At 68.8% G+C, this 23,090-nt stretch carries 26 protein-coding genes; 11 read left to right on the plus strand and 15 right to left on the minus strand.

From position 1 onward, the window contains the following. Positions 1-206 precede the first annotated feature (206 nt). Positions 207-1,562, minus strand: coding sequence for a metallophosphoesterase family protein (locus AC3WQY_RS04215; protein WP_492706062.1), 1,356 nt, complete (start codon positions 1,560-1,562; stop codon positions 207-209). A gap of 17 nt (positions 1,563-1,579) precedes the next feature. Beyond that, a complete protein-coding gene (locus AC3WQY_RS04220) occupies positions 1,580-2,536 on the minus strand; it encodes an aldo/keto reductase (protein ID WP_492706064.1) in 957 nt (318 codons plus the stop codon). A 26-nt stretch (positions 2,537-2,562) separates the two neighbouring features. On the opposite strand from AC3WQY_RS04220, the gene AC3WQY_RS04225 reads away from it, so the two are divergent. From AC3WQY_RS04225 to AC3WQY_RS04270, 10 genes are all read left to right on the plus strand, one after another. Next, positions 2,563-3,678 (plus strand): AraC family transcriptional regulator, encoded by a 1,116-nt coding sequence (locus tag AC3WQY_RS04225; protein WP_492706066.1) that lies wholly within the window; start codon positions 2,563-2,565, stop codon positions 3,676-3,678. After that, the gene (locus tag AC3WQY_RS04230) at positions 3,675-4,295 is read left to right on the plus strand and encodes a PAS domain-containing protein (RefSeq protein WP_492706068.1); all 621 of its coding nucleotides are present in this window, start codon (positions 3,675-3,677) and stop codon (positions 4,293-4,295) included. Before AC3WQY_RS04225 ends, AC3WQY_RS04230 begins: the two co-directional genes overlap by 4 nt. A gap of 54 nt (positions 4,296-4,349) precedes the next feature. Continuing rightward, positions 4,350-4,874, plus strand: coding sequence for a DUF7482 domain-containing protein (locus AC3WQY_RS04235; protein ID WP_492706070.1), 525 nt, complete (start codon positions 4,350-4,352; stop codon positions 4,872-4,874). A 167-nt stretch (positions 4,875-5,041) separates the two neighbouring features. Then, positions 5,042-6,784 carry a PAS domain-containing hybrid sensor histidine kinase/response regulator gene (locus tag AC3WQY_RS04240; protein ID WP_492706072.1) on the plus strand — a complete coding sequence of 581 codons (1,743 nt, stop codon included), beginning with the start codon at positions 5,042-5,044 and terminating at the stop codon, positions 6,782-6,784. Then, positions 6,784-7,608 (plus strand): response regulator, encoded by an 825-nt coding sequence (locus AC3WQY_RS04245; RefSeq protein ID WP_492706074.1) that lies wholly within the window; start codon positions 6,784-6,786, stop codon positions 7,606-7,608. Before AC3WQY_RS04240 ends, AC3WQY_RS04245 begins: the two co-directional genes overlap by 1 nt. A 29-nt stretch (positions 7,609-7,637) precedes the next feature. Next, positions 7,638-8,366, plus strand: coding sequence for a Crp/Fnr family transcriptional regulator (locus AC3WQY_RS04250; RefSeq protein ID WP_492706076.1), 729 nt, complete (start codon positions 7,638-7,640; stop codon positions 8,364-8,366). Between the two features lie 134 nt (positions 8,367-8,500). Further along, positions 8,501-9,532 carry an alpha/beta hydrolase family protein gene (locus AC3WQY_RS04255; protein ID WP_492706078.1) on the plus strand — a complete coding sequence of 344 codons (1,032 nt, stop codon included), beginning with the start codon at positions 8,501-8,503 and terminating at the stop codon, positions 9,530-9,532. 244 nt (positions 9,533-9,776) lie between these two features. Further along, the gene (locus AC3WQY_RS04260) at positions 9,777-9,923 is read left to right on the plus strand and encodes a lmo0937 family membrane protein (protein WP_285235454.1); all 147 of its coding nucleotides are present in this window, start codon (positions 9,777-9,779) and stop codon (positions 9,921-9,923) included. 19 nt (positions 9,924-9,942) lie between these two features. After that, positions 9,943-10,164 carry a hypothetical protein gene (locus AC3WQY_RS04265; RefSeq protein WP_285235455.1) on the plus strand — a complete coding sequence of 74 codons (222 nt, stop codon included), beginning with the start codon at positions 9,943-9,945 and terminating at the stop codon, positions 10,162-10,164. A gap of 338 nt (positions 10,165-10,502) precedes the next feature. Then, on the plus strand, positions 10,503-11,237 hold the full coding sequence (locus AC3WQY_RS04270) for a hypothetical protein (RefSeq protein WP_492706081.1): 735 nt from the start codon (positions 10,503-10,505) through the stop codon (positions 11,235-11,237). Here the strand turns inward: AC3WQY_RS04270 and AC3WQY_RS04275 are convergent. The 6 genes from AC3WQY_RS04275 to kynU form a co-directional block, all read right to left on the minus strand. Continuing rightward, complete coding sequence (locus AC3WQY_RS04275; RefSeq protein WP_492706083.1) at positions 11,212-11,490, minus strand: HU family DNA-binding protein; 279 nt, start codon at positions 11,488-11,490, stop codon at positions 11,212-11,214. The genes AC3WQY_RS04270 and AC3WQY_RS04275 overlap by 26 nt on opposite strands. A 19-nt stretch (positions 11,491-11,509) precedes the next feature. Beyond that, positions 11,510-11,782 (minus strand): helix-turn-helix domain-containing protein, encoded by a 273-nt coding sequence (locus AC3WQY_RS04280; protein ID WP_492706085.1) that lies wholly within the window; start codon positions 11,780-11,782, stop codon positions 11,510-11,512. 144 nt (positions 11,783-11,926) lie between these two features. Then, the gene (locus AC3WQY_RS04285) at positions 11,927-13,072 is read right to left on the minus strand and encodes a branched-chain amino acid ABC transporter substrate-binding protein (protein ID WP_285235459.1); all 1,146 of its coding nucleotides are present in this window, start codon (positions 13,070-13,072) and stop codon (positions 11,927-11,929) included. Positions 13,073-13,095: 23 nt separating this feature from the next. Beyond that, positions 13,096-14,754 carry an LVIVD repeat-containing protein gene (locus tag AC3WQY_RS04290; RefSeq protein ID WP_492706088.1) on the minus strand — a complete coding sequence of 553 codons (1,659 nt, stop codon included), beginning with the start codon at positions 14,752-14,754 and terminating at the stop codon, positions 13,096-13,098. A gap of 31 nt (positions 14,755-14,785) precedes the next feature. Then, positions 14,786-15,841 (minus strand): porin, encoded by a 1,056-nt coding sequence (locus AC3WQY_RS04295; RefSeq protein ID WP_492706090.1) that lies wholly within the window; start codon positions 15,839-15,841, stop codon positions 14,786-14,788. An 82-nt stretch (positions 15,842-15,923) separates the two neighbouring features. Further along, the gene (gene kynU / locus AC3WQY_RS04300) at positions 15,924-17,153 is read right to left on the minus strand and encodes a kynureninase (RefSeq protein ID WP_492706347.1); all 1,230 of its coding nucleotides are present in this window, start codon (positions 17,151-17,153) and stop codon (positions 15,924-15,926) included. 194 nt (positions 17,154-17,347) lie between these two features. Here kynU and AC3WQY_RS04305 point away from each other — a divergent pair, with 194 nt between their 5' ends. After that, positions 17,348-17,836 carry an Lrp/AsnC family transcriptional regulator gene (locus AC3WQY_RS04305; protein ID WP_492706092.1) on the plus strand — a complete coding sequence of 163 codons (489 nt, stop codon included), beginning with the start codon at positions 17,348-17,350 and terminating at the stop codon, positions 17,834-17,836. On the opposite strand, the gene AC3WQY_RS04310 is transcribed toward AC3WQY_RS04305, so the two are convergent. From AC3WQY_RS04310 to AC3WQY_RS04340, 7 genes are read right to left on the minus strand one after another with little or no spacing between them, the layout of a single operon-like run. Continuing rightward, complete coding sequence (locus AC3WQY_RS04310; protein ID WP_492706094.1) at positions 17,814-18,650, minus strand: sulfite exporter TauE/SafE family protein; 837 nt, start codon at positions 18,648-18,650, stop codon at positions 17,814-17,816. The genes AC3WQY_RS04305 and AC3WQY_RS04310 overlap by 23 nt on opposite strands. Next, a complete protein-coding gene (locus AC3WQY_RS04315; protein ID WP_492706096.1) occupies positions 18,650-19,267 on the minus strand; it encodes a malonic semialdehyde reductase in 618 nt (205 codons plus the stop codon). The genes AC3WQY_RS04310 and AC3WQY_RS04315 overlap by 1 nt, the downstream gene beginning before the upstream one ends. Continuing rightward, entirely contained in the window at positions 19,264-19,671 is a 408-nt protein-coding gene (locus AC3WQY_RS04320; RefSeq protein ID WP_492706098.1) for a RidA family protein, read from the minus strand. Before AC3WQY_RS04320 ends, AC3WQY_RS04315 begins: the two co-directional genes overlap by 4 nt. Further along, entirely contained in the window at positions 19,668-20,570 is a 903-nt protein-coding gene (locus AC3WQY_RS04325) for a dihydrodipicolinate synthase family protein (RefSeq protein WP_492706100.1), read from the minus strand. Before AC3WQY_RS04325 ends, AC3WQY_RS04320 begins: the two co-directional genes overlap by 4 nt. A gap of 59 nt (positions 20,571-20,629) precedes the next feature. Continuing rightward, the gene (locus AC3WQY_RS04330; protein WP_492706102.1) at positions 20,630-21,559 is read right to left on the minus strand and encodes an alpha/beta hydrolase; all 930 of its coding nucleotides are present in this window, start codon (positions 21,557-21,559) and stop codon (positions 20,630-20,632) included. Beyond that, a complete protein-coding gene (locus AC3WQY_RS04335) occupies positions 21,549-22,334 on the minus strand; it encodes an ABC transporter ATP-binding protein (RefSeq protein ID WP_492706104.1) in 786 nt (261 codons plus the stop codon). Before AC3WQY_RS04335 ends, AC3WQY_RS04330 begins: the two co-directional genes overlap by 11 nt. 11 nt (positions 22,335-22,345) lie before the next feature. Further along, the gene (locus tag AC3WQY_RS04340; RefSeq protein ID WP_492706106.1) at positions 22,346-23,089 is read right to left on the minus strand and encodes an ABC transporter permease; all 744 of its coding nucleotides are present in this window, start codon (positions 23,087-23,089) and stop codon (positions 22,346-22,348) included. Position 23,090 lies beyond the last annotated feature (1 nt).

A 23,090-nucleotide genomic window follows, 5' to 3' on the forward strand; every position in this document is an offset into this window, starting at 1 on the left:
CAGCGCCTTCTGGCTATCCGAGTAGTAGATCCGCGGTCGCTGCCTCATGTCCAACACTCCTTCGGCCTGATCGGCCCCTAGTGTGTTGCGTCGACCGATTGAATCCGCCCTGCCAAGCTGCCTGTCGTCCCACGTCGCCTACGGGGATCTAAAAAAACGAGGACTCAGCTCCGACCACTCGCGCGGGCCGAAATCCTGCCCACCTCTCAAGGCACGTCTCGGCAACTCGCCTTGCTCCCCACGATGTCGCAGCGCTTCAGCGCCTTGCCGTCCACGCTCCATTCGGTGAGCAGCCAGCCCTCGCCCTGCCGGTCCAGGGTGGCAAAGCCATAGCCGCCATAGGTGGCCACGCTCTGCACCACCGCGCCTGGCGCGGGCTGCGCCTGCAAGGCCTTGGCCTCGTCCACCGTCCAGCCATTCGCCGAGCCGGAGTTGCCCAGCACCAGGGTGCCGGGATGATCGCTGGCAAAGCCGATGGCCTCGAACAGGTGCTCGTGCCCGTTCATCACCAGGTTCACGCCGGGCGGGTAATAGCGCTGCGGATGCAGGCCGGCCATGGCCGAGCGCAGGCCCGCTGAGCCCGGCCGGGGGGTGCCATCGGCGCTGCTGCTGAAGCCCAGCACCGGGTGGTGGTGCAGCAGGAAGTTGTGCGGGCGCGCGGCGCTCAGCTGCTCGACCTGGCGCAGCTGCGCCTGGTAGCGCTGCAGGGCCGCGTCACCTGACGGGTAGGCGCGGTTCACGACCGCCGAGGAGTCGAACACGATCAGCTGGGTCTGGGAATCCAGCGGCAGCGCGAACGGCGCGGTGAAGTCCTCGCAGGCCTCGGGGCCCTGCCAGGCATGGGCATCGAGATAGCGGAACCAGCCCAGGCCGGCACGCGCGCAGCTCTCGTGATTGCCCCGCACCATCACCCAGGGGGCGACCTTCAGCAAGGGCGCCGAGGGCGCAAAGAAATCGGCCTGCCAGGTATCGTCGCCATAGCCCCAGGGGCTGCCGGCACAGCCGGCGCGGTCGGCGGGGCAGGGGCTTTCGCGGTAATGCATGTCGCCCACATGGATCACCAGCTCGGGCTGCATCGCGGCGGCCCGGCGCACCACCGCCGCATAGGGCCAGGCGGCGGGGTCGTTGCAGTCCTGAAAAGCGTTTTCGGAGGCCTTCATGCGGCAGCCGGTGTCGCCCAGCAGCAGCAGGCGGCGCGGCTCGACCACCGGGGCGGCCAGCTCCAGGCCACCCACGCGCAGCTGGCGCGCGCCCGCGGGCAGCTCCAGTTCGCAGCTGCGCTGCGTGAACACCGCAGGCTTGGCGCCCGCCTGGCTGGCCGGCACGCTGGCGGGCCCGGCGCGCAGGCGCATCGGCAGCGCGCCGCCCTCCCAGCTGAGGGTGGGGCAGCTGGCCGCGGCGGTGTTGGCGCGCACCATCCAACCGCCGGCCGCGGCCTGCACCCAGGCCTGGTCGTCAATGCTTTGAAGCGGGGCCTGGGCGCAGGCGGCCAGGAAGGCGGCCATTACGGCGGCCATTACGGCGGCCAACCGGGCCGGCACTGTCTTGATCAACAAGTTCATGGCTGGGGGCTCAGGGTTCAGGGCAGTTCCTGCCCGCGGGCACTTTCGTAAAGCCGGTACCAATGTTCGCGGCTCAGGGTCAGGTCTTGCGCCTGGGTGCAGGCACGGATGCGCGCCGGGTCGCTGCTGCCGATCACCGCGCTGATGCGCGCCGGGTGGCGCAGCAGCCAGGCCAGCACCACCGCCTCGGGGCTGGTGGCAAGTTCCTCGGCAAGCTTGCGCACCAGGCCGGCCGTGGCATGCACGGCGGCCGGCGCATGGCCCGGCGCGGCGCCGCTGTACCAGCCGCGCGCCAGCGCCCCCCAGGCCTGCAGCTCCACACCCTGCAGCTGGCAATGCGCCAGGGTGTCGCCCCAGGCAGACGCAGCGGCCGGCGCCTGGGCGTCGTTGAAGCAGGCGCCGCTGTCCAGCCAGTCGCGCTTGAGCAGGCTCATCTCGAGCTGGTTGGCCGCCAGCGGCGTACCGATGGCGCGCTCGATCGCGCGCATCTGCGCCCCATGCATGTTCGACACCCCCAGCCGGCCCACCTTGCCGCTGGCCTTGAGGCGCTGCCAGGCCTCGGCCAGCTCGTCTGCCTCCAGCAGCGGATCGGGCCGGTGCAGCATCAGCAGCTCGAGGTGATCGGTGTGCAGGCGCGCCAGGCTGGCGTCCACGCTGGCCAGGATGTGCGCCGCACTCAGGTCGTAGCGCTTGGGCGCGCCGGCATCGGCAAAGCGGATGCCGCACTTGCTCTGCAGCTGCAGGCGCCCGCGCAGCGCCGGCTGGCGGCGGAACAGCTCGCCAAAGCATTGCTCGGCCTTGCCCAGGGTGTAGATGTCGGCATGGTCGAAGCGGCGGATGCCGGCATCGAGCGCGGCTTCCACGGCGGCATGGGCGCGCGCGATGTCGGCTTCGCCGATGGGATTGGCGTCCCAGCCGCCGCCCAGGCCCATGCAGCCGAGGACGAGGCGTTGGGTGGTGGTGTGGTGAGGCATGGCCCGCATGCTATCTTGCGGCCGCCATGCCCGCCGACGCCCTCCCGCTTGCCCTCATCGATGCCGCCCTGCGCGGCGCGGCGCTGGCCCTGCTCACCCTGCTGGGCGCGCGCCTGCTGCACGCCCGCCCCGACCTGGCGGCGGCGCGCGCGGCCGCCCTGCTGTGCCTGGGCCTGGGCGTGCAGCTCATCAGCTCCACGCCGCTGTTCGAGGCCGAGGTGAGCCTGCGCTGGCAGGCGCCGCTGATCGCCGTCTCGGTGGGCAATGCGGTGCTGTTCTGGGTGTTTGTGCAGACCCTCTTCAACGACGAATTCCGGCTGCGGCCCCTGCATGTGCTGCTCTGGTGCGGCGCCGCGGGCGTGAGCCTACTGAACTGCCTGCTCGCCGCCAGCGGGGCCGCCTCGCCCCTGCTGCCCTATACGCACGGCCTGCAGCGCGCCATGCCGCTGGTGTTCACCGCGCTGTCGGCCGCTGCCGCGGCGGCGCATTGGCGTGGCGATCTGGTCGAGCGCCGGCGCCGCTTGCGCGTCTTCGTGGTGGTGGCGGGCGGCTTGTATGCCCTGACGATGCTGGCGCTGCGCCAGGCCTCGCCGCAGGGCCGGCTGTCGGGCGCGGCGGCGCTGCTGGATGCGGCCTGGCTGCTGCTGATACTGGCGGCCCTGGCCAGCGCGCTGCTGGGCCTGCGCCCGCTCGAGCTGCTGCCGCCGCCGGCCGCGCCGCCGGGCGGCCCAGCTGATGCGCCCGCTGCCCCCGCCGAGGTCGCTGAGGTCGCCGAGGTCGACATGGCCGAGCGCGCCCAGGCCCTGGCGCTGCAGGCCCGCGTGCGCGCCGAGCGCCTCTACCAGGCCGAGGACTTGAGCCTGGCCAGCCTGGCCGCGCGCCTGGGCCTGCCCGAATACCGCCTGCGCCGCCTCATCAACCAGCAGCTGGGCCATCGCAACTTCAATGCCTTCGTCAACGGCCTGCGCCTCGAGGCCGCCTCGGCCGCGCTGGCCGACCCGGCGTGCCGCGAGCAGCCGGTGCTGAGCATTGCGCTGGAGGCGGGGTTCCAGTCCATCGGCCCCTTCAACCGAGCCTTCAAGGCGGCGACGGGTCTGACCCCGAGCGAGTTCCGGCGGCAACGGCTGGCGGCACTGCGATGACAATCGCTGCCATGGACATGCAGCAATCGATGGACTTTCGTTGGCGCCAGGCGATCGAAGCGGGCGAGCTCGGGGTCTGGGATCTGCGCCCCGAACTCGAGACCGTCCATCACTCGCCGCAGTGGAAGCAGCGGCTGGGATTTCCGGCGCCGCATGGCGCCGACAGCGCGCATTTCTGGCGCTGCCGCGTCCACCCCGATGACCTTGAAATGATGCTGGCGGCGATGCGCGCACATGCGCGCGGCGCCCAGCCCGGCTACGAGGCCACGTTCCGCCTGCGCAGCAATGGCTCGGGCTACCGCGTGATGCATTCCCGCGGCCGCGCCATCGAGCGCAGCGCCGAGGGGCGTGTGCAGCGCATGGTCGGCACCATGATCGACCTGACCGGCCGCCCGGCCACGCCCGCCGGCGGCCTGCCGGACGGGCCGCGCGGCCTGATGGACGGCTTGCCGCTGAGGCTGCCGTTCCATCTGCTGCTGAGCGCCGAGCTCTCCGACCCGGGCCAGCTCGATGCGCAGCGCGCGCCCATCGCGGCCGAGCGGCGTCGCGTGCTCGGCATGGTCGAAGACCTGCTGCATGCTGCGGTGGCCCAGCTGGATGGCTTGCGGCAGCGCTAGGGCAGCGAGAACCGGGAATTCGACGGCCGTCCAAGACTTCGGGAGCATCGAACCATGCGCCAGCTTCGCTTCTTGATCGCCGCCCTTGCAGCGCCGCTGCTGTGCGCCTGCGCGGCCCTGCCCGATCCGGGGCGGACGCCGCTCGTTACCTTGCCGCTGAACTTCGCCTGGGTGGACGGGCGCAAGGTCGAGTACGTCACCACCGACATTTCCGACCCGACCATGGCCCAGGCGCTTGGCGTCAATCTCGTGCCCCGGCTGGCCGAGGCCGTCGCGGCGCCGGGCCGGCCGTCGCTGGTCGAGCGGGTCTACAAGTTCGTGGACGATTCACAGATCACCGTGTTCCAGTCGGCGCCTGCGCCGACGGGGCCGGGCAACGCGGACGCGTCCTACAGCCCGCTCTGGCGCATGGTGCTGCTGCGCTGGCACAAGCCGTCGCTGGCACGCGAGCTGAAATCCGAGGAGCAGATCCTGAGTGCCGTGGAGTCCGGGGAACTGTCGATGGCGATCACCAACATCGTCGTCAACTGCCCGATCACGCGTTCCGTGGACGGCAAGGCGATACGCGGGGCCCGCTAGCGCCTCCGGTACCGTGTTTTCGTACGCTGCCGCACAGACCGCGGCTGTGTGACCCAGCGAACATAGCTTGCCTCGGCTGGTGTCGCGGCTCGGTCTTGCCGGGCGCCGCGCAGCCGAAACCCGCAGTCCGCGGTTCGGATCCGACCGACCCAAGCGAAGGTCCGCACATGCAAAAGCTCCAGCCTCAGCTCCTGAACGCGGGGCGCGCTCGCAGCACGCTCGAAGCGCGCCGCCGCAAGGCCTTGCTGAAGACCGGCGCCTTGCAGGATGCGATCCTGAACAGCGCCAAGTTCTCCAGCATCGCCACCGACGAGCAGGGGGTGATCCAGGTCTTCAATATAGGTGCCCAGCACATGCTGGGTTATGCGCCGGCTGATGTGCTGAACTGCGTCACGCCGGCCGATATTTCGGACCCCCAGGAAATCGTCGAGCGCGCCCGCGCCCTGAGCGCGGAGTTCGCCACCACCATCGCCCCGGGCTTCGAGGCCCTGGTGTTCAAGGCCCGGCGCGGCATCGAGGACATCTACGAGCTCACCTATGTGTGCAAGGACGGCACCCGCCTGCCGGCGGTGGTGTCGGTCACGGCGCTGCGCAACCTGCAGCACGACATCATCGGCTACCTGCTGATCGGCACGGACAACCGGGCGCGCAAGCGCGTCGAGGCCGAGCAGGAACGCCTGGACCAGTCGCTGCGCGACACCAACCTGGCGCTGCAGGAGGCCAAGACCGCGGCGGACCGCGCCAACCTGGCCAAGTCGGAGTTCCTCTCCAATATGAGCCATGAGCTGCGCTCGCCCCTCAATGCCATCCTGGGGTTCGCGCAGCTGATCGATTCCGGCAGTCCTTCGCCCACGCCGGCGCAGCAGGACAGCCTGGACCAGATTCTCCAGGCCGGCTGGTATCTGCTGGAACTGATCAACGAGATCCTGGACCTCGCGCTGATTGAGTCCGGCAAGCTCTCGCTGTCGCCGGAGCCGATGTTGCTGGACGAGGTGCTCGCCGATTGCCAGGCCATGATCGAGCCGCAGGCGCGCCAGAGCGGCATCCGCCTGAACTTCATCGCGGCCGAGGCGCCGATCTTCGTCAGGGCCGACCGCACCCGGGTCAAGCAGGTGTTCGTCAACCTGCTGTCCAACGCCATCAAGTACAACCGCGTCGGCGGCAGCGTGGAGGTGCGTTGCAGCGCCCGCGCCGGTGGGCGGGTGCGCATCGCGTTCCAGGACACCGGCGGGGGACTTTCCGCCGAGAAGCTGGCGCAGCTGTTCCAGCCCTTCAACCGGCTCGGCCAGGAGGGCGGCGTCGAGGAGGGCACCGGCATCGGCCTGGCGGTGAGCAAGCAACTGGTTGAATTGATGGGCGGGGTCATCGGTGTCGAAAGTACCGAGGGCGCGGGAAGCCTGTTCTGGGTCGAGCTGCAGGCCGCCGCAGCGCCGCAGTTGGTCGAGGCCCTGCCGACGCCGACGGCCCATGCCAGCGCCGAGACACTGCCGGGCGTGCCGCAGCGCAGCGTGCTGTGCGTGGAGGACAACCCTGCCAATCTCACCCTGGTGGCACGCCTGCTGGCGCGCCGCTCCGACCTGCGCCTGCTCAGTGCCAGGGATGGGCGCCGCGGCGTCGAGCTTGCGCATTCGGCGCAGCCCGATGTCATCCTGATGGACATCAACCTGCCCGGCATCAGCGGGCTCACCGCGCTGAAGATCCTGCTGGACAACCCCGCCACCGCGCATATCCCGGTCATCGCGATGAGCGCCAACGCGATGCCGCGCGATATTGCCAAGGGCCTGGAAGCCGGGTTCTTCCGCTATCTCACCAAGCCGATCAAGGTGAAGGAATTCATGGACACGCTGGACCTGGCGCTGGCGTGCGCGCGCGACGGCGCCGGCGAAGCCTTGCTGCAGGAGATCGTGTGATGCTCGACAAGCGCGACATTCTTCAGGCCAGCATCCTGATCGTGGACGATCAGCTTGCCAATGTGCGCCTGCTCAGCCGGCTGCTGGCCGATGCGGGCTACACCCGGGTTGCGTCCACCATGAACCCGGCCGAGGTGTGCGCCCTCCATCGCGACCAGGCCTTCGACCTGATCCTGCTCGACCTGCAGATGCCGCTGATGGACGGCTTCGCCGTGATGGAGGGGCTCAAGACGAATGACGACGACGGCTACCTGCCCGTCATCGTGCTGACCGCCCAGCCGGGGCACAAGCTGCGCGCCCTGCAGGCCGGCGCCAAGGACTTCATCAGCAAGCCCTTCGACCTGGTGGAGGTGAAGACCCGCATCCACAACATGCTGGAGGTGCGCCTGCTTTACCGCAAGCTGGAAAGCTACAACAAGGCCCTGGAGCAGGCGGTGCACGAGCGCACGGCCGAGCTGCGCGAGAGCGAGGCGCGCTACCGCAGCCTCACCGAGCTGGCCTCCGACTGGTACTGGGAGCAGGACGAGGCGGGCGAGTTCACCAAGGTCTGTGGCCCGGTGCTGGAGATGCTGGGGCTGCGCGTCGCGGGTCTGGACGGGCAGGGCGGCCATGCGCTCGCGGAGGGCTGGGACGAGGGCGAGCGCCAGGCCCTGCAGGGCAATATCGCGGCACGCCGGCCCTTCATCGACATGCTGTTTCACCATGTCGACGCGGCGACCGGCACGAGGCGCCAGTTCCGCGTCAGCGGCGAACCCATGTTCGACCAGGGCTGCCGGCTCATCGGCTACCGCGGCATCGGCGTCGAAGTGACGGCCGGCAAGTAGGCGCGGGCTAGACGCTCCAGCAGCCGCTCATGCATGCCGCCCACAGCCTCCTGCAGAACCAGCTGCTGGCCGCACTGCCCGAGCCCGAGCGCCAGGCGCTGGGCGTGCACCTGAGGCTGGTGCCCATGCTGGTGGGCGAGCCCATCTACGAGGCGGGCCAGCCGCTGCGCCACGTCTACTTTCCGACCACCGCGGTGGTGTCGCTCTACGGCGCGCTGGCCTCGGGCGACTGCGCCGAGACCTGCGGCGTGGGCTACGAGGGCATGGTCGGCGTGTCGGCGTTCATGGGCGGGCTCAGCATGCCCAGCTCGGCCATCGTGCAGTCCGGCGGTCATGGCTACCGCCTGGAGCCGCAGCGCTTGCTGCAGGCCTTCGAGCGCGACGGCCCGTTGCGCCAGGTGCTGCTGCAATACACGCAGGCCCTCATCACGCAGATCTGCCAGACCGCCGTCTGCTACCGCCACCACACGGTCGAGCAACAGCTCAGCCGCTGGCTGCTGGCCACCTTCGACCGCGTGCCCGCGGGCGACATGGTGATGACGCAGTCGCTGGTGGCCGGCCTGCTGGGCGTGCGCCGCGAGAGCATCAGCGAGGCGGCCTGCCGGCTGCAGGAGCAGGGCTATATCCGCTACCGGCGCGGCCACCTCTGCGTGCTCGACCGCATCGGCCTGGAGTCCCGGGCCTGCGAATGCTTTGGGGCCGTGGCGGCGGAAATGCTGCGGCTGCGCGCGGGCCAGCAGGGCTTGCTGGTGAGCTGATGGCCGGCAGGCGCTGGCCGATTCCTGCAATCGGCCAGCCGAAAGCGCGCATGGCGGCTTTCGGCGAGACGCGGCGGCGCGGCGCCGGCATCGTGCGCGCACCGAGGGCAGGGGCCCTCGATGTGGAGGAAACGATGCGATGGCAGAGATGGATGGGCGCGCCGCTGTGCGCGCTGTTGCACGGCCTGGCCTGCGCCTCGGTGGGCCTGAGCCAGATCCCGGCCTCCGGCCAGGATGGCCCGGTGACCCTTTACTACCCCAGCGCGGCAGCGCCGCAGCGCCTCGACAAGGGCCGGCAGATGCGCTTGCAGGTGGCGCCGGATGCCGCGCCGGTGGCCGGCAATGGGCGGCTGGTGCTGATCTCGCATGGCTCGGGCGGCTCGCCCTGGGTGCATGCGGACCTGGCCAGCGCCCTGGTGGAGGCCGGCTTCGTGGTGGCCCTGCCCGAGCACCAGGCCGACAACTACAAGGACCCCAGCCGGCCCGGCCCCGAGAGCTGGAGCCAGCGCCCCGCCGAGGTCTCGCGCGCCATCGACGCGGTGGCCGCCGACGCCCGTTTTGCGCCCCTGCTGCGGCTGGACAAGGTGGGCGTGTACGGCATGTCGGCCGGCGGCCACACGGCGCTCAGCATGGCGGGCGGGCGCTGGTCGCCGGCGGGTTTCAAGCGCCACTGCGAGGCGCATCTGGCCGAGGACTTCCAGAGCTGCGTGGGTCTGATCACGCAGCTGCGCGGCAACTTCCTGGACGGCCTCAAGAAGGCGCTGGCGCTGCTGGTGATAGGGCTGCGCTTCGACGATGAGCGCCCGCGCAGCCATGAGGACCCGCGCGTGGCCGCGGTGGTGGCGGGCGTGCCGGCCGCCGCCGACTTCGACATGGCATCGCTGGCCCATCCGCGCGCGCCGCTGGCGCTCATCACGGCCGGCCAGGATCGCTGGTTGATTCCGCGCTTCCACAGCGAGCGCGTGCTCGCCGCCTGCGAGGCCTGCGAGCGCCTGGCCGAGCTGCCGCAGGCCGGGCACGGCGCCCTGCTGTCGCCGCTGCCGGCCGGCCTGGATGGGCTGTTGGGCGAGCTGCTCAACGATCCGCCCGGTTTCGATCGCGCCGAGATGGCCGAGGTCGATCGGCGCATCGTGGACTTCTTTGCGCGGCATCTGCTGCCGCGCTGAACCGGCGCGTCAGTCGGCGCTGTACGGCGTGCCGTAGAACTTGTGGATGCCGCTGGCCCAGGTCCTCGTCGTCCTTGTTGTAGACGTCGTTGCCCAGCAGGGTGTTGGCGCCCATCAGCTGCGGGCCGGGGCCGGCCGCTGTGTTCGATAGCGCACGGAAAAGCGCGGCCCGCATGCGTAGATTGGGCTTGGCTGGCTGCCACACCTGGGTGGTGGGGCAGGATCCCAATTCGAGGAGAACGACATGCTTGAATCACTGATCGTCATTCTGGTGGTGCTGTGGCTGCTGGGCCTGGTCAGCTCCTACACCATGGGTGGCATGATCCACCTGTTGCTGGTCGTGGCGGTGGTGGTGCTCATCGTCCGCGTGGTGCAGGGCCGGCGCATCTGAAACCTGCAAGGGAGCCGTCATGAACACCTGGAAGATCGCTGGTATCGCGCTGTTGATCGCGGGCGTGCTGGGGCTGCTGTATGGCAGCTTCAGCTATACCAAGGAGACCCACGACGTGAAGCTGGGGCCGATCGAGTTGTCCGTGAAGGAAAAGCAGACCGTCAATGTGCCGGTGTGGCTGGGCGTGGCGGCCATCGCGGCCGGCGGCGCCTTGCTGCTGCTGGGTGGCAGGCGAGGCTAGCAAGGCTGATCCAGCGCAAATGACCGCGCGCGCACCGCGCCATGGGCCTTGACGCAGCGGCCGGAAAGGCGCTTACTAGGGCTGCAGAGGGGGCCGGATCGTGGCCCGCCACTGCGACAGACGCGTCATTCCAAGCACGCTGGAAGGAGGGTAGACCGATCGAGAAGCCGTTCCTAAAGACCTCCCCCACCATCGGCACGCAGTTGCCGACAGACATCACCCCCATGTGATGTGATGATGCAAAACGAATAGCATCACGGCATGCCCGGCTTCAGACGGCCGGGCATCGCCGTTTCTGGGCCGCTCGTTTGCGCGCCCCATCCCGACTTGCTATGCCCATGACAAGACTTCAGGCCGAACTGCAGCGCCTCTATGGTTTTTCGCAGACCCCGCCCAGCGATGCCGACGCGAATGCGAACGGCGGCCTGCGCGCCGCGGCGCTGGAACTCTCCGCTCCGGCCGACTGGCAGGCGATGGGCCAGCTGTGGCGTGGCGTGCAGGCCGATCTGGGTCTGCCGGCCCCCGCCATCGCGGTGTCCGGGCGCAATGGCTACCAGCTCTGGTTCTCGTTTGCGCAGCCGCTGCCGGCATCGCGGGCCGCGGCGTTTCTCGAGGCCTTGCGCCTGCGCTATCTGGGGGATCTGGCCGCCGGGCGGCTGGCTTGTCTGCCGGCCCGCGCCGAAGCCGACCGAGCGGACGCGCTGACGCTGCCGCCGCAGCAGCTGACGCCCGAGCGCTGGTCGGCCTTTGTGGCCCCGGACCTGGCGCCGGTGTTTGCCGAGGAACCCTGGCTAGACACCGCGCCCGGCATGGAGGGCCAGGCGGATCTGCTGATGCGGCTTGAAAGCATCCAGAGCGCCGATCTGGGCGTGGCGCTGGAGCGGCTGGGCGGCGTGCCGGCCGCGGTGATGTCGGTGGCGGTGCCAGTGCCTGGCGATGCGGCTACGGACGCCCCGATGCAGCAGGCCAGGCGTTTTCTGCTCGCGGTCATGAACGACGAGAGCGTGGCGCTGGCGCTGCGCATCGAGGCGGCGAAGGCGCTGCTTGTTACTTGCTGTTCACCGCGTCCTTGAGTGCCTTGCCGGGCGTGAACTTGGGGACGTTCGAGGCCGGGATCTCCAGCGCTTCGCCGGTGGCGGGGTTCTTGCCGGTGCGGGCAGCGCGGGCGCTGACCTTGAAATTGCCGAAGCCGAGGATGGCAACCGCGTCGCCAGCGACCAGGGCTTCGGTGATCGTGCCCAGGGCGGCGTCCAGCATGGTGGCGGCGGCCGCGCGGGTGACGCCACTCTTGGTGGCGATGCTTTCGATCAGTTCACTTTTATTCATCAGAGTTCCATTGGCTACCTCAGGGAAGAAATTCCCCTGAGGGGGCGGCGATTATCAGCGCAGCGGAGATGCCGTAGAGCGCCAGCAGTCCCACCACATGGCCGATCGCGACCCCGGGTTCGCCGGACTCGATGCGGGCGATGGTCTGCACATGCACGCCCAGCCGCGCCGCCGCCACGGCCTGACCCTCGCCCGCGCGCAGGCGCGCCTGCTTGGCGGCCGCCCCGATGTCCTTGATGGTCTGGAGCGCGTCGCCGCCGATCTCCGCCGAAATTCGCTTGCCTTGTGCCATGGGCGGATTGTCACCGCTGCCCTTCATTGGGCGGCGAGAAAAAAGGCCCCAAGGCACCGACCACGGCCTGCACGCTCTCCCCATGCAGGCCGGGTCGGGCCCGGGACCCGGAAAGGCCGGCAGCGCTGCCGCCGGCCGGCATGCTCAGCGGATCACCGCCAGCGATTCGCGGTTGCCTGCCTTGTAGGTGTAGAGGGTCAGCGCGCCGTTCTTGATGTCGCCTTTGGCATCGAAGCTGATATTGCCGGTCACGCCCTTGTAGTTCTCGGTCTTGGCCAGCACCGGCAGGTACTTGGCAGGGTCGGCGGAGCCGGCCTTGACCATGGCGGCGACCAACACGCCCACCGCGTCGTACGAATAGGGCGCATAGACCTGCACCTCCAGCTTGGTGGCGGCTTTGAAGCGGGCGCGGAAGTCTTCCATCGCCTGCTTCTGTCCGGCGTCCACACCGCCGGCTTCGGCGCAGAAGACCTGGCTGTCGCCCATCGTGCCGGCGGCCAGCTTGGGCAGTTCGGCGGTGCAGATGCCGTCGCCGCCCACCAGCTTGGCGTTCATGCCCAGCTGCTTCATCTGGCGCAGGATGGGGCCGGCCACGGCGTCCATGCCGCCGAAGAAGATCACGTCGGGCTTCTTGGCCTTCAAGGTGGTCAGGATGGCGGTGAAGTCCGTGGCCTTGTCGTTGGTGAATTCGCGGCCGACGATCTTGCCGCCGGCGCCCTTCACGCCTTTCTCGAATTCATCCGCCACGCCCTGGCCGTAGGCGGTGCGGTCGTCGATCACGGCGATGGCCTGGCCCTTCAGGTCCTTGGCGGCATAACGCCCCAGCGTGCCGCCCAGATGCACGTCATCGGCTACCACGCGGAAGGTGGTCTTGTAGCCGTTGCGGGTGAACTTGGGGTTGGTGGAGGAGGGCGAGATCTGCGGCACGCCGGCGTCGGCATAGACCTTGGACGCGGGGATGGAGGTACCCGAGTTCAGGTGGCCGACCACGCCGTTGACCTTGGAGTCCACCAGCTTCTGCGCGGCTTGCGTGCCTTGCTTGGGGTCGCCGGCATCGTCTTCGCCCAGCAATTCGAGCTTGACCTTCTTGCCGGCGATCACCACACCCTTGGCGTTGAGTTCATCCACGGCCAGGCGGGCGCCGAGTTCGTTGTCCTTGCCCAGGTGGGCGATGGCGCCGCTGGTGGGGCCGACGTGGCCGATGCGCACCACGTCCTGGGCAAAGGCGGGGGCGGCCAGCAGGCTGGCCAGCAGGCCGGCCAGGAGGGTAGGGGAGAGAGCGTTTTTCATGGGTTTCCTTTCGGGGATTGCGCTCAGCGCTTGAGGTCGAACTTGGGGGCACCCAGCAGCGGGGTCGAGACCGCGTAGGCACCGTGGTTGGTGAAGACCCAGATCAGGTTGCGGTCCCACTCGATGAAGACGCCGTGGGTCTGGTCACCGAAGCTGAGGTTGACCTTGGGGTCCACCGTCTTGGGCACGAAGTAGCCGGCGATCTTGGGTTCGGCCGGGTTGCTCACGTCATAGATCTGGGCGCCGGCGTTGTAGAAGGCGTAGACCAGATACTTGTCGCTGGGCGTGCCAGGCTGGTGCCAGTAGCCGCTGCGCTTCGGGCCGAAGCTGCCGCGGCGCTGGCAGTAGTCGGTGATGGGCGCGCCCTTGGGCGGGGTGGGGCGGGGCAGGGTGTTGAGGATCTTCGGGTTGGCTGGGTCCTTCACGTCGATCGAGTAGATCTCCTTGTAGGGCTCGTAGCAGTCGTCGTTGAGCGGGTAGCCGCTGTAGTAGACGACGCCGCTCTTCTCCACCTTGCTGATGTCGATGTTGTCGCCCTCGGTACCGGCTTGGCTGACCGGCATGTCGAGCTTGCCCACCGGTTTCATGCGCGCCGGGTCGGAAACGTCGAGCACGTGGAAGCCCATGCCGCCCATTGCCGCGTAGCCATACTTGCCGCCCTTCTCGGGATCGCGCGGGATGTTGAGCGGCATGCGCGCGCCCATCCAGGCGGTCTTCTTGCCGACGCGCGGGTTCTTGCGGTATTCCTCCTCCTCGCCCAGGCGGGCGCCGGGCACCCACCAGGTGGCCAGGCGCTTGGGGTGGTAGGGGTCGCTCAGGTCGAAGGCCATCTGCGCCTCGTTGTAGAGGAAGTTGGCGTATTCCTGGTTGGCAAAGGTGTCGTCCGGCGCGCCCGAGACGAACAGGTATTTGCCGCCCCAGTACACCGGCACCTCGCCGCAGCCCGAGCCCTGCTGCGGGAATTTGTCGGGCGGGCTGTAGGGGTCCAGCGGCAGTTCGGAGATCTTCTTCCACTGCGCCGGATCGGGGTTGTTCACCTCGAAGACGCGGAAGCCGCGGAAGATCTTTTGGTTGCGGATCTTGGCCACGTTCTCCGCCTCTTCGGGCAGGTACTTGTTCTTCAGGATGCCGAAGCGGGTGACCTCATAGCACTGCACCGCTACGTTCTTCTGCAGCTTGGCGTTCCACTGGATGGTCAGCGGGCCGAACTCATTGCTCCAGCCCCAGTTCTTCGAGGCGATCACCTTGATCTCGCGCGGATCGGTGATGTCGTAGACCTTGTAGACGTTCTTCTCGTGGTGAATCATGTAGCGCCGGCCGTCCAGGTCCAGCGTGGTCTGCCACGAGTGGTAGGGGCTGATCAGCATCTCGGCCTGGTAGGCCTCGACCTTGGTGTTGTGCAGGTAGGTGTTCTGGTCCAGGTAGTCCAGGCTGCCCTTGAAGGGGCGGGTGCCGGGAATGGCCGGCACTTCGGCGGGGTGCTTGAACTTGCCGGTCTTGGCGTCCATGCCGTAGTCGGGCTCGCTGACATGCGCCGGCTCGCCGGGCACGCGCTTGGGTTCGCTGAGGTCTTCCTTGACCGGGATGGGGGCCTGGCCGACGGGGCCGGGCACGATGGTCTGGGCCGTGGCGCTGCTCGCCAGGACGGCGAGCAGCAGGCTGCTGAGCAGGGAACGGTTCATGGTGCTGTCCTGATGTGGTGGAGGCGTTGACTCAGAAGGCGTGGCGCAGGCCGATCTGCAGGCCCGACGGGTTCTCGCCGGCCTTGGGGCTCAGACCCCAGTCGATCGGGTATTCGGCGCCGGCGCTGCCGGGGCTGCCGTTGCGCACCGTGCCGTAGGTGGCATAGACGGTGGTGCGCTTGGAGAAGTTGTAGAGCGCGCCCACCGCGACGCCGGTGGCATCGGCCAGCGCACCGGTGGCGTCATCGCGGCGCACCACGCTGCCGAACAGGCGCACGCCATTGCCCAGGTCGATGCGGGTGCCCAGCTGAACGCTGCGGCCATGGGTGTCGAAGTCCACATAGGGCGGGTAGGCGTAGTAGCCGCGGTAGTCGTGCAGGATGCCGGTCAGCTCCACGCCACCGATGCGGTAGATGGCCGCCAGATAGCTGTCGCGCGAGCGCTCGTTGCGGCTCTTCGTCTTGTCCCAGATATTGGTCTTGTCCTGCGTGTCGGTGGCGATGCCGATATAGAGCGGGCCGTCCGAGTAGGCGGCGGCCAGGCTCAGCACGCGGCCGTTCTTCTTGTTGTCGCTTTCCTCCTTGCCGGCGGTCAGCGTGGCGCGGAACTGGAAGCCGTTGATGCGGGCCGAGTTGACGGAGATGGCATTCGACTCGCGCCAGGGCGCGTAGAACACCATCATGTTGTTCACCGGGCTGTAGCCAGAGCCGAAGCTCGGGTCGGCATAACCGTAGAGATGGTAGGACGAGAGGTTCAGGCGGCCGAGGTTGATGTCGCCCCAGTCCTTGTGGGCCAGCTGCACATAGGTCTCGCGCGAGTTGGTGTCCATCGCGCCGGTGTCGGACTTGAAGATCATCTCGTGGCGCGCCTTGGCCGAGAGGCCGCCGCCCAGGTCTTCCTTGGCGGTGAACTCCAGGCGCGAGGTGGTGAGGCCACCGGAGGTGAGGCGGTTGAGCGTCTTGCCGCCCGAGCTGATGCGCTCGATGGCGGCGTCGACATAGCCTGAAATGGTGACCTGGGCCTGGACGGGGCCGGCGGCCATGGCTGCTGCAGCGGCAAGCAGGCTGATGGACAGTTTGGTTTGCACGGAAATCTCCTCGGGATGGCGGGGTGGGGTGGATTCCGGGGGAGCGGAGTGGAGGGGAGGGAAGAAACTCGATCCGGGATGCTCAGGTCACGGCCTTCTTGGCCATGAACTCGGGCGTGGCCCAGCTGCGCTGGTCCATCACGTCCTTGAGCGTGGCCACAGCGTCCCAGACATCGGCATGGCTGAGGTAGAGCGCGGCAAAGCCGAAGCGCAGGATGTCGGGGGCGCGGAAGTCGCCGATCACGCCGCGCGCGATCAGGGCCTGCACGATGGCGTAGCCCTGCTCGTGCGTGAGCGAGACCTGGCTGCCACGCAGGGCGGGTTCGCGCGGCGTGGCCAGGCCGAAGCCGTGGCCGCTCAGCTGCTGGTCCACCAGGGCGATGAAGAGGCTGGTGAGCGAGAGGCTCTTGGCGCGCAGCTGCTGCAGGTCCACGCCGTCGAAGGCGCTGAGCGCCGCCTCCAGCGAGAAGAGGCCCATCTGCGGCGCGGTGCCCACCAGCATGCGGTCGATGCCGGGGGCGGGCGTGTAGCTCTGGCCGAAGGCAAAAGGCGTGGCGTGGCCATGCCAGCCGGTGATGGGCTGGCGCAGCGCGTCCTGGTGGCGCGTGGCCACGAAGGCGAAGGAGGGCGCGCCCGGGCCGCCGTTCAGGTATTTGTAGCCGCAGCCCACCGCGAAGTCGGCTTCGCAGGCGTTCAGCTCGCAAGGCATGGCGCCGGCGGTGTGGGCCAGGTCCCAGATCACCAGGGCGCCCACCTCGTGCGCACGGCGCGTGATGGCCGCCATGTCGTAGACCTGGCCGCTCTTGTAGTTCACATGGGTGAGGGTGAGCACGGCCACGTCCTCGTTCAGCGCTGCCAGCACCTCGTCGGGCGCCACGGCGCGGTGTTGCACGCCGGTGAGTTCGGCCACACCGGCGGCCACGTAGGCGTCGGTGGGGAAGTTGCCGTTCTCGCCCAGGATGGTCTGGCGGCCCGGCCGCATGCGCAGTGCCGCCACCAGCAGTTTGAAGAGATTCACCGAGGTGGAATCCGCCACGATCACCTCGCTGCCGGCGGCGCCGATCAGTTCGGCGATGCGGGCGCCCACGCGCTGCGGCGCCGGGTACCAGTCGGCATCGTTCCAGGAGCGGATCAGGCCCACGGCCCATTCCTGCTCAATCGCCTGCTGCATGCGCGCCGGCACGGCCGCAGGCATGGCGCCCAGCGAGTTGCCGTCCAGGTAGATCACGCCGGCCGGCAGCGTGAAGCGCTCGCGGCAGGCGGCCAGCGGGTCCTGGGCGTCCAGCTGTAGGCAGTGCTCGCGGCTCAGCAAATCGGCCTGGGCCAGGGCTTGGGATTCGGTGGGGTGGTGGGAACTCATGGTCGGGAAGCCTGTATTTGTTTGACTGCACATGTATACATGAAGGCCAGTCTATGCAGCAAAATACGAATGTGACCAATCGATAACCCTACATGCTGTTGTTTGGGGTTAAAGTTTCCTGAAACAGTCAATTCGGAGAAATTCAAATGCAGGTTGAGATCGACGCAACCGACCGGGTGTTGCTGGACGCGCTGCAAAAGGACGCGCGCCTGACCACGGGCGAGCTGGCACAGCTCACGGGCATGTCCCAATCGCCCTGCTGGCGGCGCATCAAGCGCCTGGAAGAGGCCGGGCTGATCACCGGCTACCAGGCCCGGCTGGACCGCCGCGCGCTGGGCTATGGCGTGATGGCCTTTGTGACCATCAGCATCGACAGCCAGGACGAAGACCATTCGCTGGACTTCGAGCGTGCGGTGCGCGACATCCCCGAGGTGGTGATGTGTCATGGCGTCTCCGGCCCGGAGGACTTCGTACTCGTGGTGGTGGCCCAGGACCTGGACGGGTACTCCGCGCTGATGCAGCAGAAGCTGCGCCGCTTGCCGGGGGTGAAGATGGTGCGCACCAGCTTTTCCATGCAGGAGGTGAAGGGCCTGGACGGGCTGCCGATACCGGCTATGCCCACAGCCAAGGCTTGATCAGGCCCCAGGCCATGCGCGTGCCCAGCACCAGCAGCAGCAGCGCAAACAGCTGCTTGAGCCGTGCGACCGGCAGTGCATGTGCCAGCCGAGCGCCCAGCGGCGCGGTGAGCACCGAGCCCAGGGCGATGCCGGCCAGCGCCGGCAGATAGACATAGCCCAGGCACAGCGCAGGCAAGACCTGACCCCGTGCCTCGGCCTGCAGGCCATTGGCGATGAAGCCCAGGCTGCCGGCCAGCGCGATCGGGAAACCCAGCGCCGCCGAGGTGGCGATGGCGCGGTGCAGGGGCACGCTGCACCAGCTCATGAAGGGCACCGACACCGAGCCGCCGCCGATGCCCACCAGGCTGGAGAACACACCGATGCCGGCGCCGGCCAGATGCAGGCCGGCCGGTCGGGGCAGCGGCCGCGCTGCGGCGGGGCGCAGGTTCAGGAGCATCTGCACGCCCACGATCCAGGCGAAGCAGACGAACAAGGCCTTCAATGCCGGTGTGGAAAGCGCCGCTGCCAAGGCCTTGCCGGCCAGGGTGCCCAACACCAGGCCGGGGCTGAGGCGCTTCACCAGCCCCCAGTCCACCGCGCCGCGGCGGTGGTGGGCACGCACGCTGGCGAGCGAGGTAAACACGATGCTGGCCAGCGAGGTGCCCAGGGCCAGATGGGCGATATGCGGCGCTTGCGCCGGCCCCCAGGGCAGGGTGCCGAACATCAGCACCAGCAGAGGCACGATCACGATGCCGCCGCCCACGCCCAGCAGGCCGGCCAGCACCCCGGTGGCGGCACCCAGGCCGATGTAGGCGATCAACTCCATCCCCATCACAGCAGCTTGCAGGCTTGCTCGAAACGCAGGCGCGGCAGGCGTTCGAACAAGCCTGCCGGGTCGCCATAGCCGAGGTTGCAGAGGAAGTTGGCTTCCACCGCCTCGCCGGCAAAGGTCGGTTCCGGGGTGAAGAACTCGGCCGTCACGGCCGGCGCATCGAAGCCCGAGAGCGGCCCAACGTCCAGCCCCAGACCGCGCGCGGCCAGCATCAGGTAGGCGCCCTGCAGCGTGGCGTTGCGCAGCGCCGTGCTCTCCGCCAGTGCGGCGTTGTCGTCGAATTGACGACGCGCCTCGGGCCGGTGTGGAAACAGCTGGGGCAGGCGCTCCTGGAAGCGCCGTGCGGTGCCGATCAGCACCGTGACCGGCGCGCTGCGCACCTTCTCCGCATTGCCGGGCGAGACCAGCGGCAGCAGGCGCGCGCGCGCCGCCGCGCTGCACACGAAGATCAGCCGGGCCGGCGCGCAGTTCATGCTGGTGGGGCCCATCTTCATGAGCTCGTAGAGTTCACGCAGCAGCTCGGGTGCCACCGGCCGGTCCAGCCAGCGGTTCTGGCTGCGCGCGCGGCGCAGCAGCTGGTCGAAGGCGCTGTCGTCAAGTCGAGGCGGGCGGCTCATCGTGGCTCCCCGAGGCAGGCGGTGGCCGTGATCTCGATGCGCATCTGCGGATGGGGCAGCTGGTGCACCGCGACGGTGGTGCGCGCCGGGCCGGTCTCGGCGTCGAAGAACTCGGCGTAGGCGCGGTTGTAGGCGGCGAAGTCGCGCATGTCGGTGAGGTAGCAGCTCAGGCTGACGCAGTCGCCCAGCTCGCCGCCCTGGCTTTGCAGCGCGGCGCGGATCTTGGCGAGCACCACGCGGGTCTGCTCGGCCACATCGATCTGCAGCTCGCCGCCGGCCAGCCTTGTCATGCCCGCGCAGCTGCCATCGGCCTGGCGCGCGCTCATGCCCGAGACGAACACCCAGGCACCGCGGCGCCGCAGCATGGGATAAGCCCCCAGCGGGGCAAGCGCCTGCGCCGTCATGCCAGTTGGAAATCGATGGCTTGCAGCGCGGCGTGCAGGGCCACGGACTGGCTGGCGCTGAGTGCCGTCAGCGGCGCTCGCACGCGGCGCCATTGCGCGTCGTGCAGCTCGGTGGCCAGCACCTCCTTGAGCGCGGCAATCATGGGATAGGCCTGCACGATCTGGCGCAGCTGGTCCACCTCGGCCTGCAGGGCCGGGCCCTGTTCGCTGTTCCACTCGCTCACCAGTCGGCTGATGCGGCCGGGGTTGATGTTGACGGTGGCCGAGATGCAGCCGCGCGCGCCCAGCGGCCGGGTGCGCGAGATAAAGCTCTCCGAGGCAGGGAAGATCTCCAGCGTCGGGAAGCGCGCCAGCATGGCGGCGAGGTTGTCCCAATCGCCCGAGCTGTCCTTGATGCCCACCACGGTGCCAGGGAAGTCGCGCAGCAGGCGCTCGATCACGGCATGGCTGATGGGCACGCCGCTCAGCGCCGGGATGTGATACAGGTAGAGCTTGAGCCGCGGATCGGCGATGCGCGCAATCACCTCGGCATACCAGGCGTACAGGCCTTCGTCGCTGAGGCCCTTGTAGAAGAAGGGCGGCAGCATCAGCACACCGGCACAACCGGCTTGCACCGCATGGCGGCTCAATTGCGCGGCCTCGCCGGCCGAGCAGGCGCCGGTGCCAGGCAGCAGCTTTGCGGCGGGGATGCCGGCTTCCAGCAGCGCCTCGAGCAGATGGCGGCGCTCGTCCAGGGTGAGCGAGTTGGCCTCGCTGTTGGTGCCAAAGGGCGCGAGCCCGGCGCCTTGCTGCACGAGCCAGCGCGCATGGGCGATGAAGCGCTGCACGTCGGGGCTGCCATCGGCGGCGAAGGGGGTGACGACGGGCGCAAACGCCCCGGTCAGTCCGGTGGTGACCATGGGTGACTCCTGAAAGTGATGATGGGATGGAGGCCGGTGGCCTCGGCGCGATGACTGCGCTAGGAAGGAATGGGCGGACGCAGCAACTGGGCAAAGGCCAGCAGCTGCTCGCCAAACACCGTGTCGCTGTCCCCGCTATGGCCGCTGTCGAGGTGGGCAACGATGGAGGTGTGGTTGTGCTCGGGCACGCAGATCAGGCGCGGGATGCGCCCCTGCGCCTGGCCCACGCGGTGGCAGAACTCGGCGGCGTACACGTCCAGCCAGGGGTTCTCATGCTCGGCCACGGCCAGCAGGGTGGGCACGTTGAGGTGCTGCGCATGCTGCACCGGTGAATCGGCGTCCAGCCGCGCGGTGTCTTCGCCGAAGTAGGCGCGCACGCCGCCGGCATTGGGGTTGTCGGCGCGCAGATCGGCACGCAGCCGGGCGCTGATCAATACTGCCGCCGCCACGGCCGGACGCTGGGCCTGCAGGCGTGGGTCGCACAGCAGCGAGGCCACATGGGCGCCGCCGGCCGAATGGCCGATCAGCAGGATGCGCGTGGCGTCGCCGCCCCAGCCGGCGGCATGGGCCTGGACATGGCGCAGCGCCGCGGCCACGTCCTCGGCGCCGCCGGGGAAGGGCGCCTCGGGCGCGAGCCGGTACTCCACGTTCACGCCCACGAAGCCGTGGCGGGCGAAGAAGCGCAGCACATTGCCGTAGACCTGCTCGTTGGCATTCATCTGCCCGCGCACAAAGGCGCCGCCATGCACGAACACGGCGATAGGCCTGGGCGCTGCCGCAGCAGTGCCGGGTGGCAGGTAGACATCCAGCACCTGGCGCGCATGGGCGCCGTAGGGGATGGCGCGCTCGATCTGCAGGCCGGGCAGCGGGTGCGCGGCCAGCAGCGGGGTGTAGGCGCGCAGCACCTGGTCGCGGTGGGTGTTGATGTCCTCGGCCCAGCGCGGGCCGATCTCGCGCAGCAGGGCGCGCAGCTCAGCCTCAGTGTTCATCCTTGAACACCCCCATCAGCGATGACAGCTCGGCGATGTACTCGCCATAGCGCGGGTTCTCCTTGATGGATTCGGGCCGGCGCGGGCGTGGCAGGTCGATCGTGATCTCCTGCACCACGCGCCCGGGGCGGCCCGACATCACCAGCACGCGGTCCGAGAGGAACACCGCCTCGGCGATCGAATGGGTCACCAGCAGCACGGTCTGGCGCTGCTCCTGCCAGATGCGCAGCAGCTCCACATTGAGGCGGTCGCGCGTCAGCGCGTCGAGGGCGCCAAAGGGCTCGTCCATCAAGAGGATCTGCGGGTCCAGCGCCAGGATCTGGCCGATCGCCGCGCGCTGGCGCATGCCGCCCGAGAGCTGGTGCGGGTGATGCTGCTCGAAGCCCTTCAGCCCCAGCATGCCCATCAGCTGCTCGAGCTTGGGTGCCCAGACGGATTCGGGCAGCTTGCGCAGCCTGGCACCCAGGGCCATGTTCTCGCGCACCGTCAGCCAGGGCAGCATATTGCTGCTCTGGAACACCACGCCGATCTCGGGGCTGGGGCCCATCACCGCGCGGCCGTTCACACTCACCTCGCCGCCCTGGTAGGGCGTGAGCCCGGCGACGATGCGCAGCAGCGTGCTCTTGCCACAGCCGCTGGGGCCGAGGATGGAGACGAACTCATGGGCGCCGATGGCAAGGTCCACCGCTTCCAGTGCCTTCACCTCGCGCTTGCCGGCAAAGGTCTTGAGCACCTGGCGAACTTCGATCACCGGCTTGGACGGATGCTGGGACATGAATGGTTTCTTCAGTAGGAAATGCCGCGCCACCAGACCGCACGCGCAAGGCGTTCGACCAGGGCATAGAGGAACACGGCCAGGGCGGTGATCACCAGGATGGCGGCGAACATCAGATCGGTCTGCGCGTTCGCGGTGGCCAGCGTCATCAGATGGCCCAGGCCCTGCTCGGCGCCGATGAACTCGCCCACGATGGCGCCGATCACCGCCAGCGGCATGGCGATCTTGATGCCGTCCACGAAGGCGGGCAGGGCCGAGGGCATCTGCAGGCGCCAGAAGCGGTCCCAGCGCGAGGCGCCCAGGGCATGGAAGTGTTCGTCCAGGTTGATGGGTACGTTCTGCATGCCGCCCAGGGTGGCCACCACCACGGGGAAGAAGGCGAACAGAAAGGTGGCCGCCACCTTGGAGCCCAGGCCGTAGCCGAACCACACGATCATCAGCGGCGCCAGCGCGATCTTGGGCATGCTCTGCAGCGCGGTGATGAGCGGGTAGAGCGTGCGGCGCGCCAACGGGCTCAGGTGTATCAACACCCCGAAGAGGATGCCGCCCACCACCGCCAGGCCAAAGCCCATCAGCACCTCGGTGGTGGTGACCCAGGTCTCACTCAGCAGCATCTCGCGCGCCTCCCAGCCCGCCGCCAGCACCGCCGACAGCGGCGGCAGCAGGTAGCGGCGTATGCCTAAAGCGCCCACGCCGTATTCCCACAGCGCGGCCAGCAGGCCCCAGAAGATCAGCGATTCCAGCGCGCGTCTCATC

Source organism: Roseateles sp. FW301-B2, assembly GCF_058788955.1.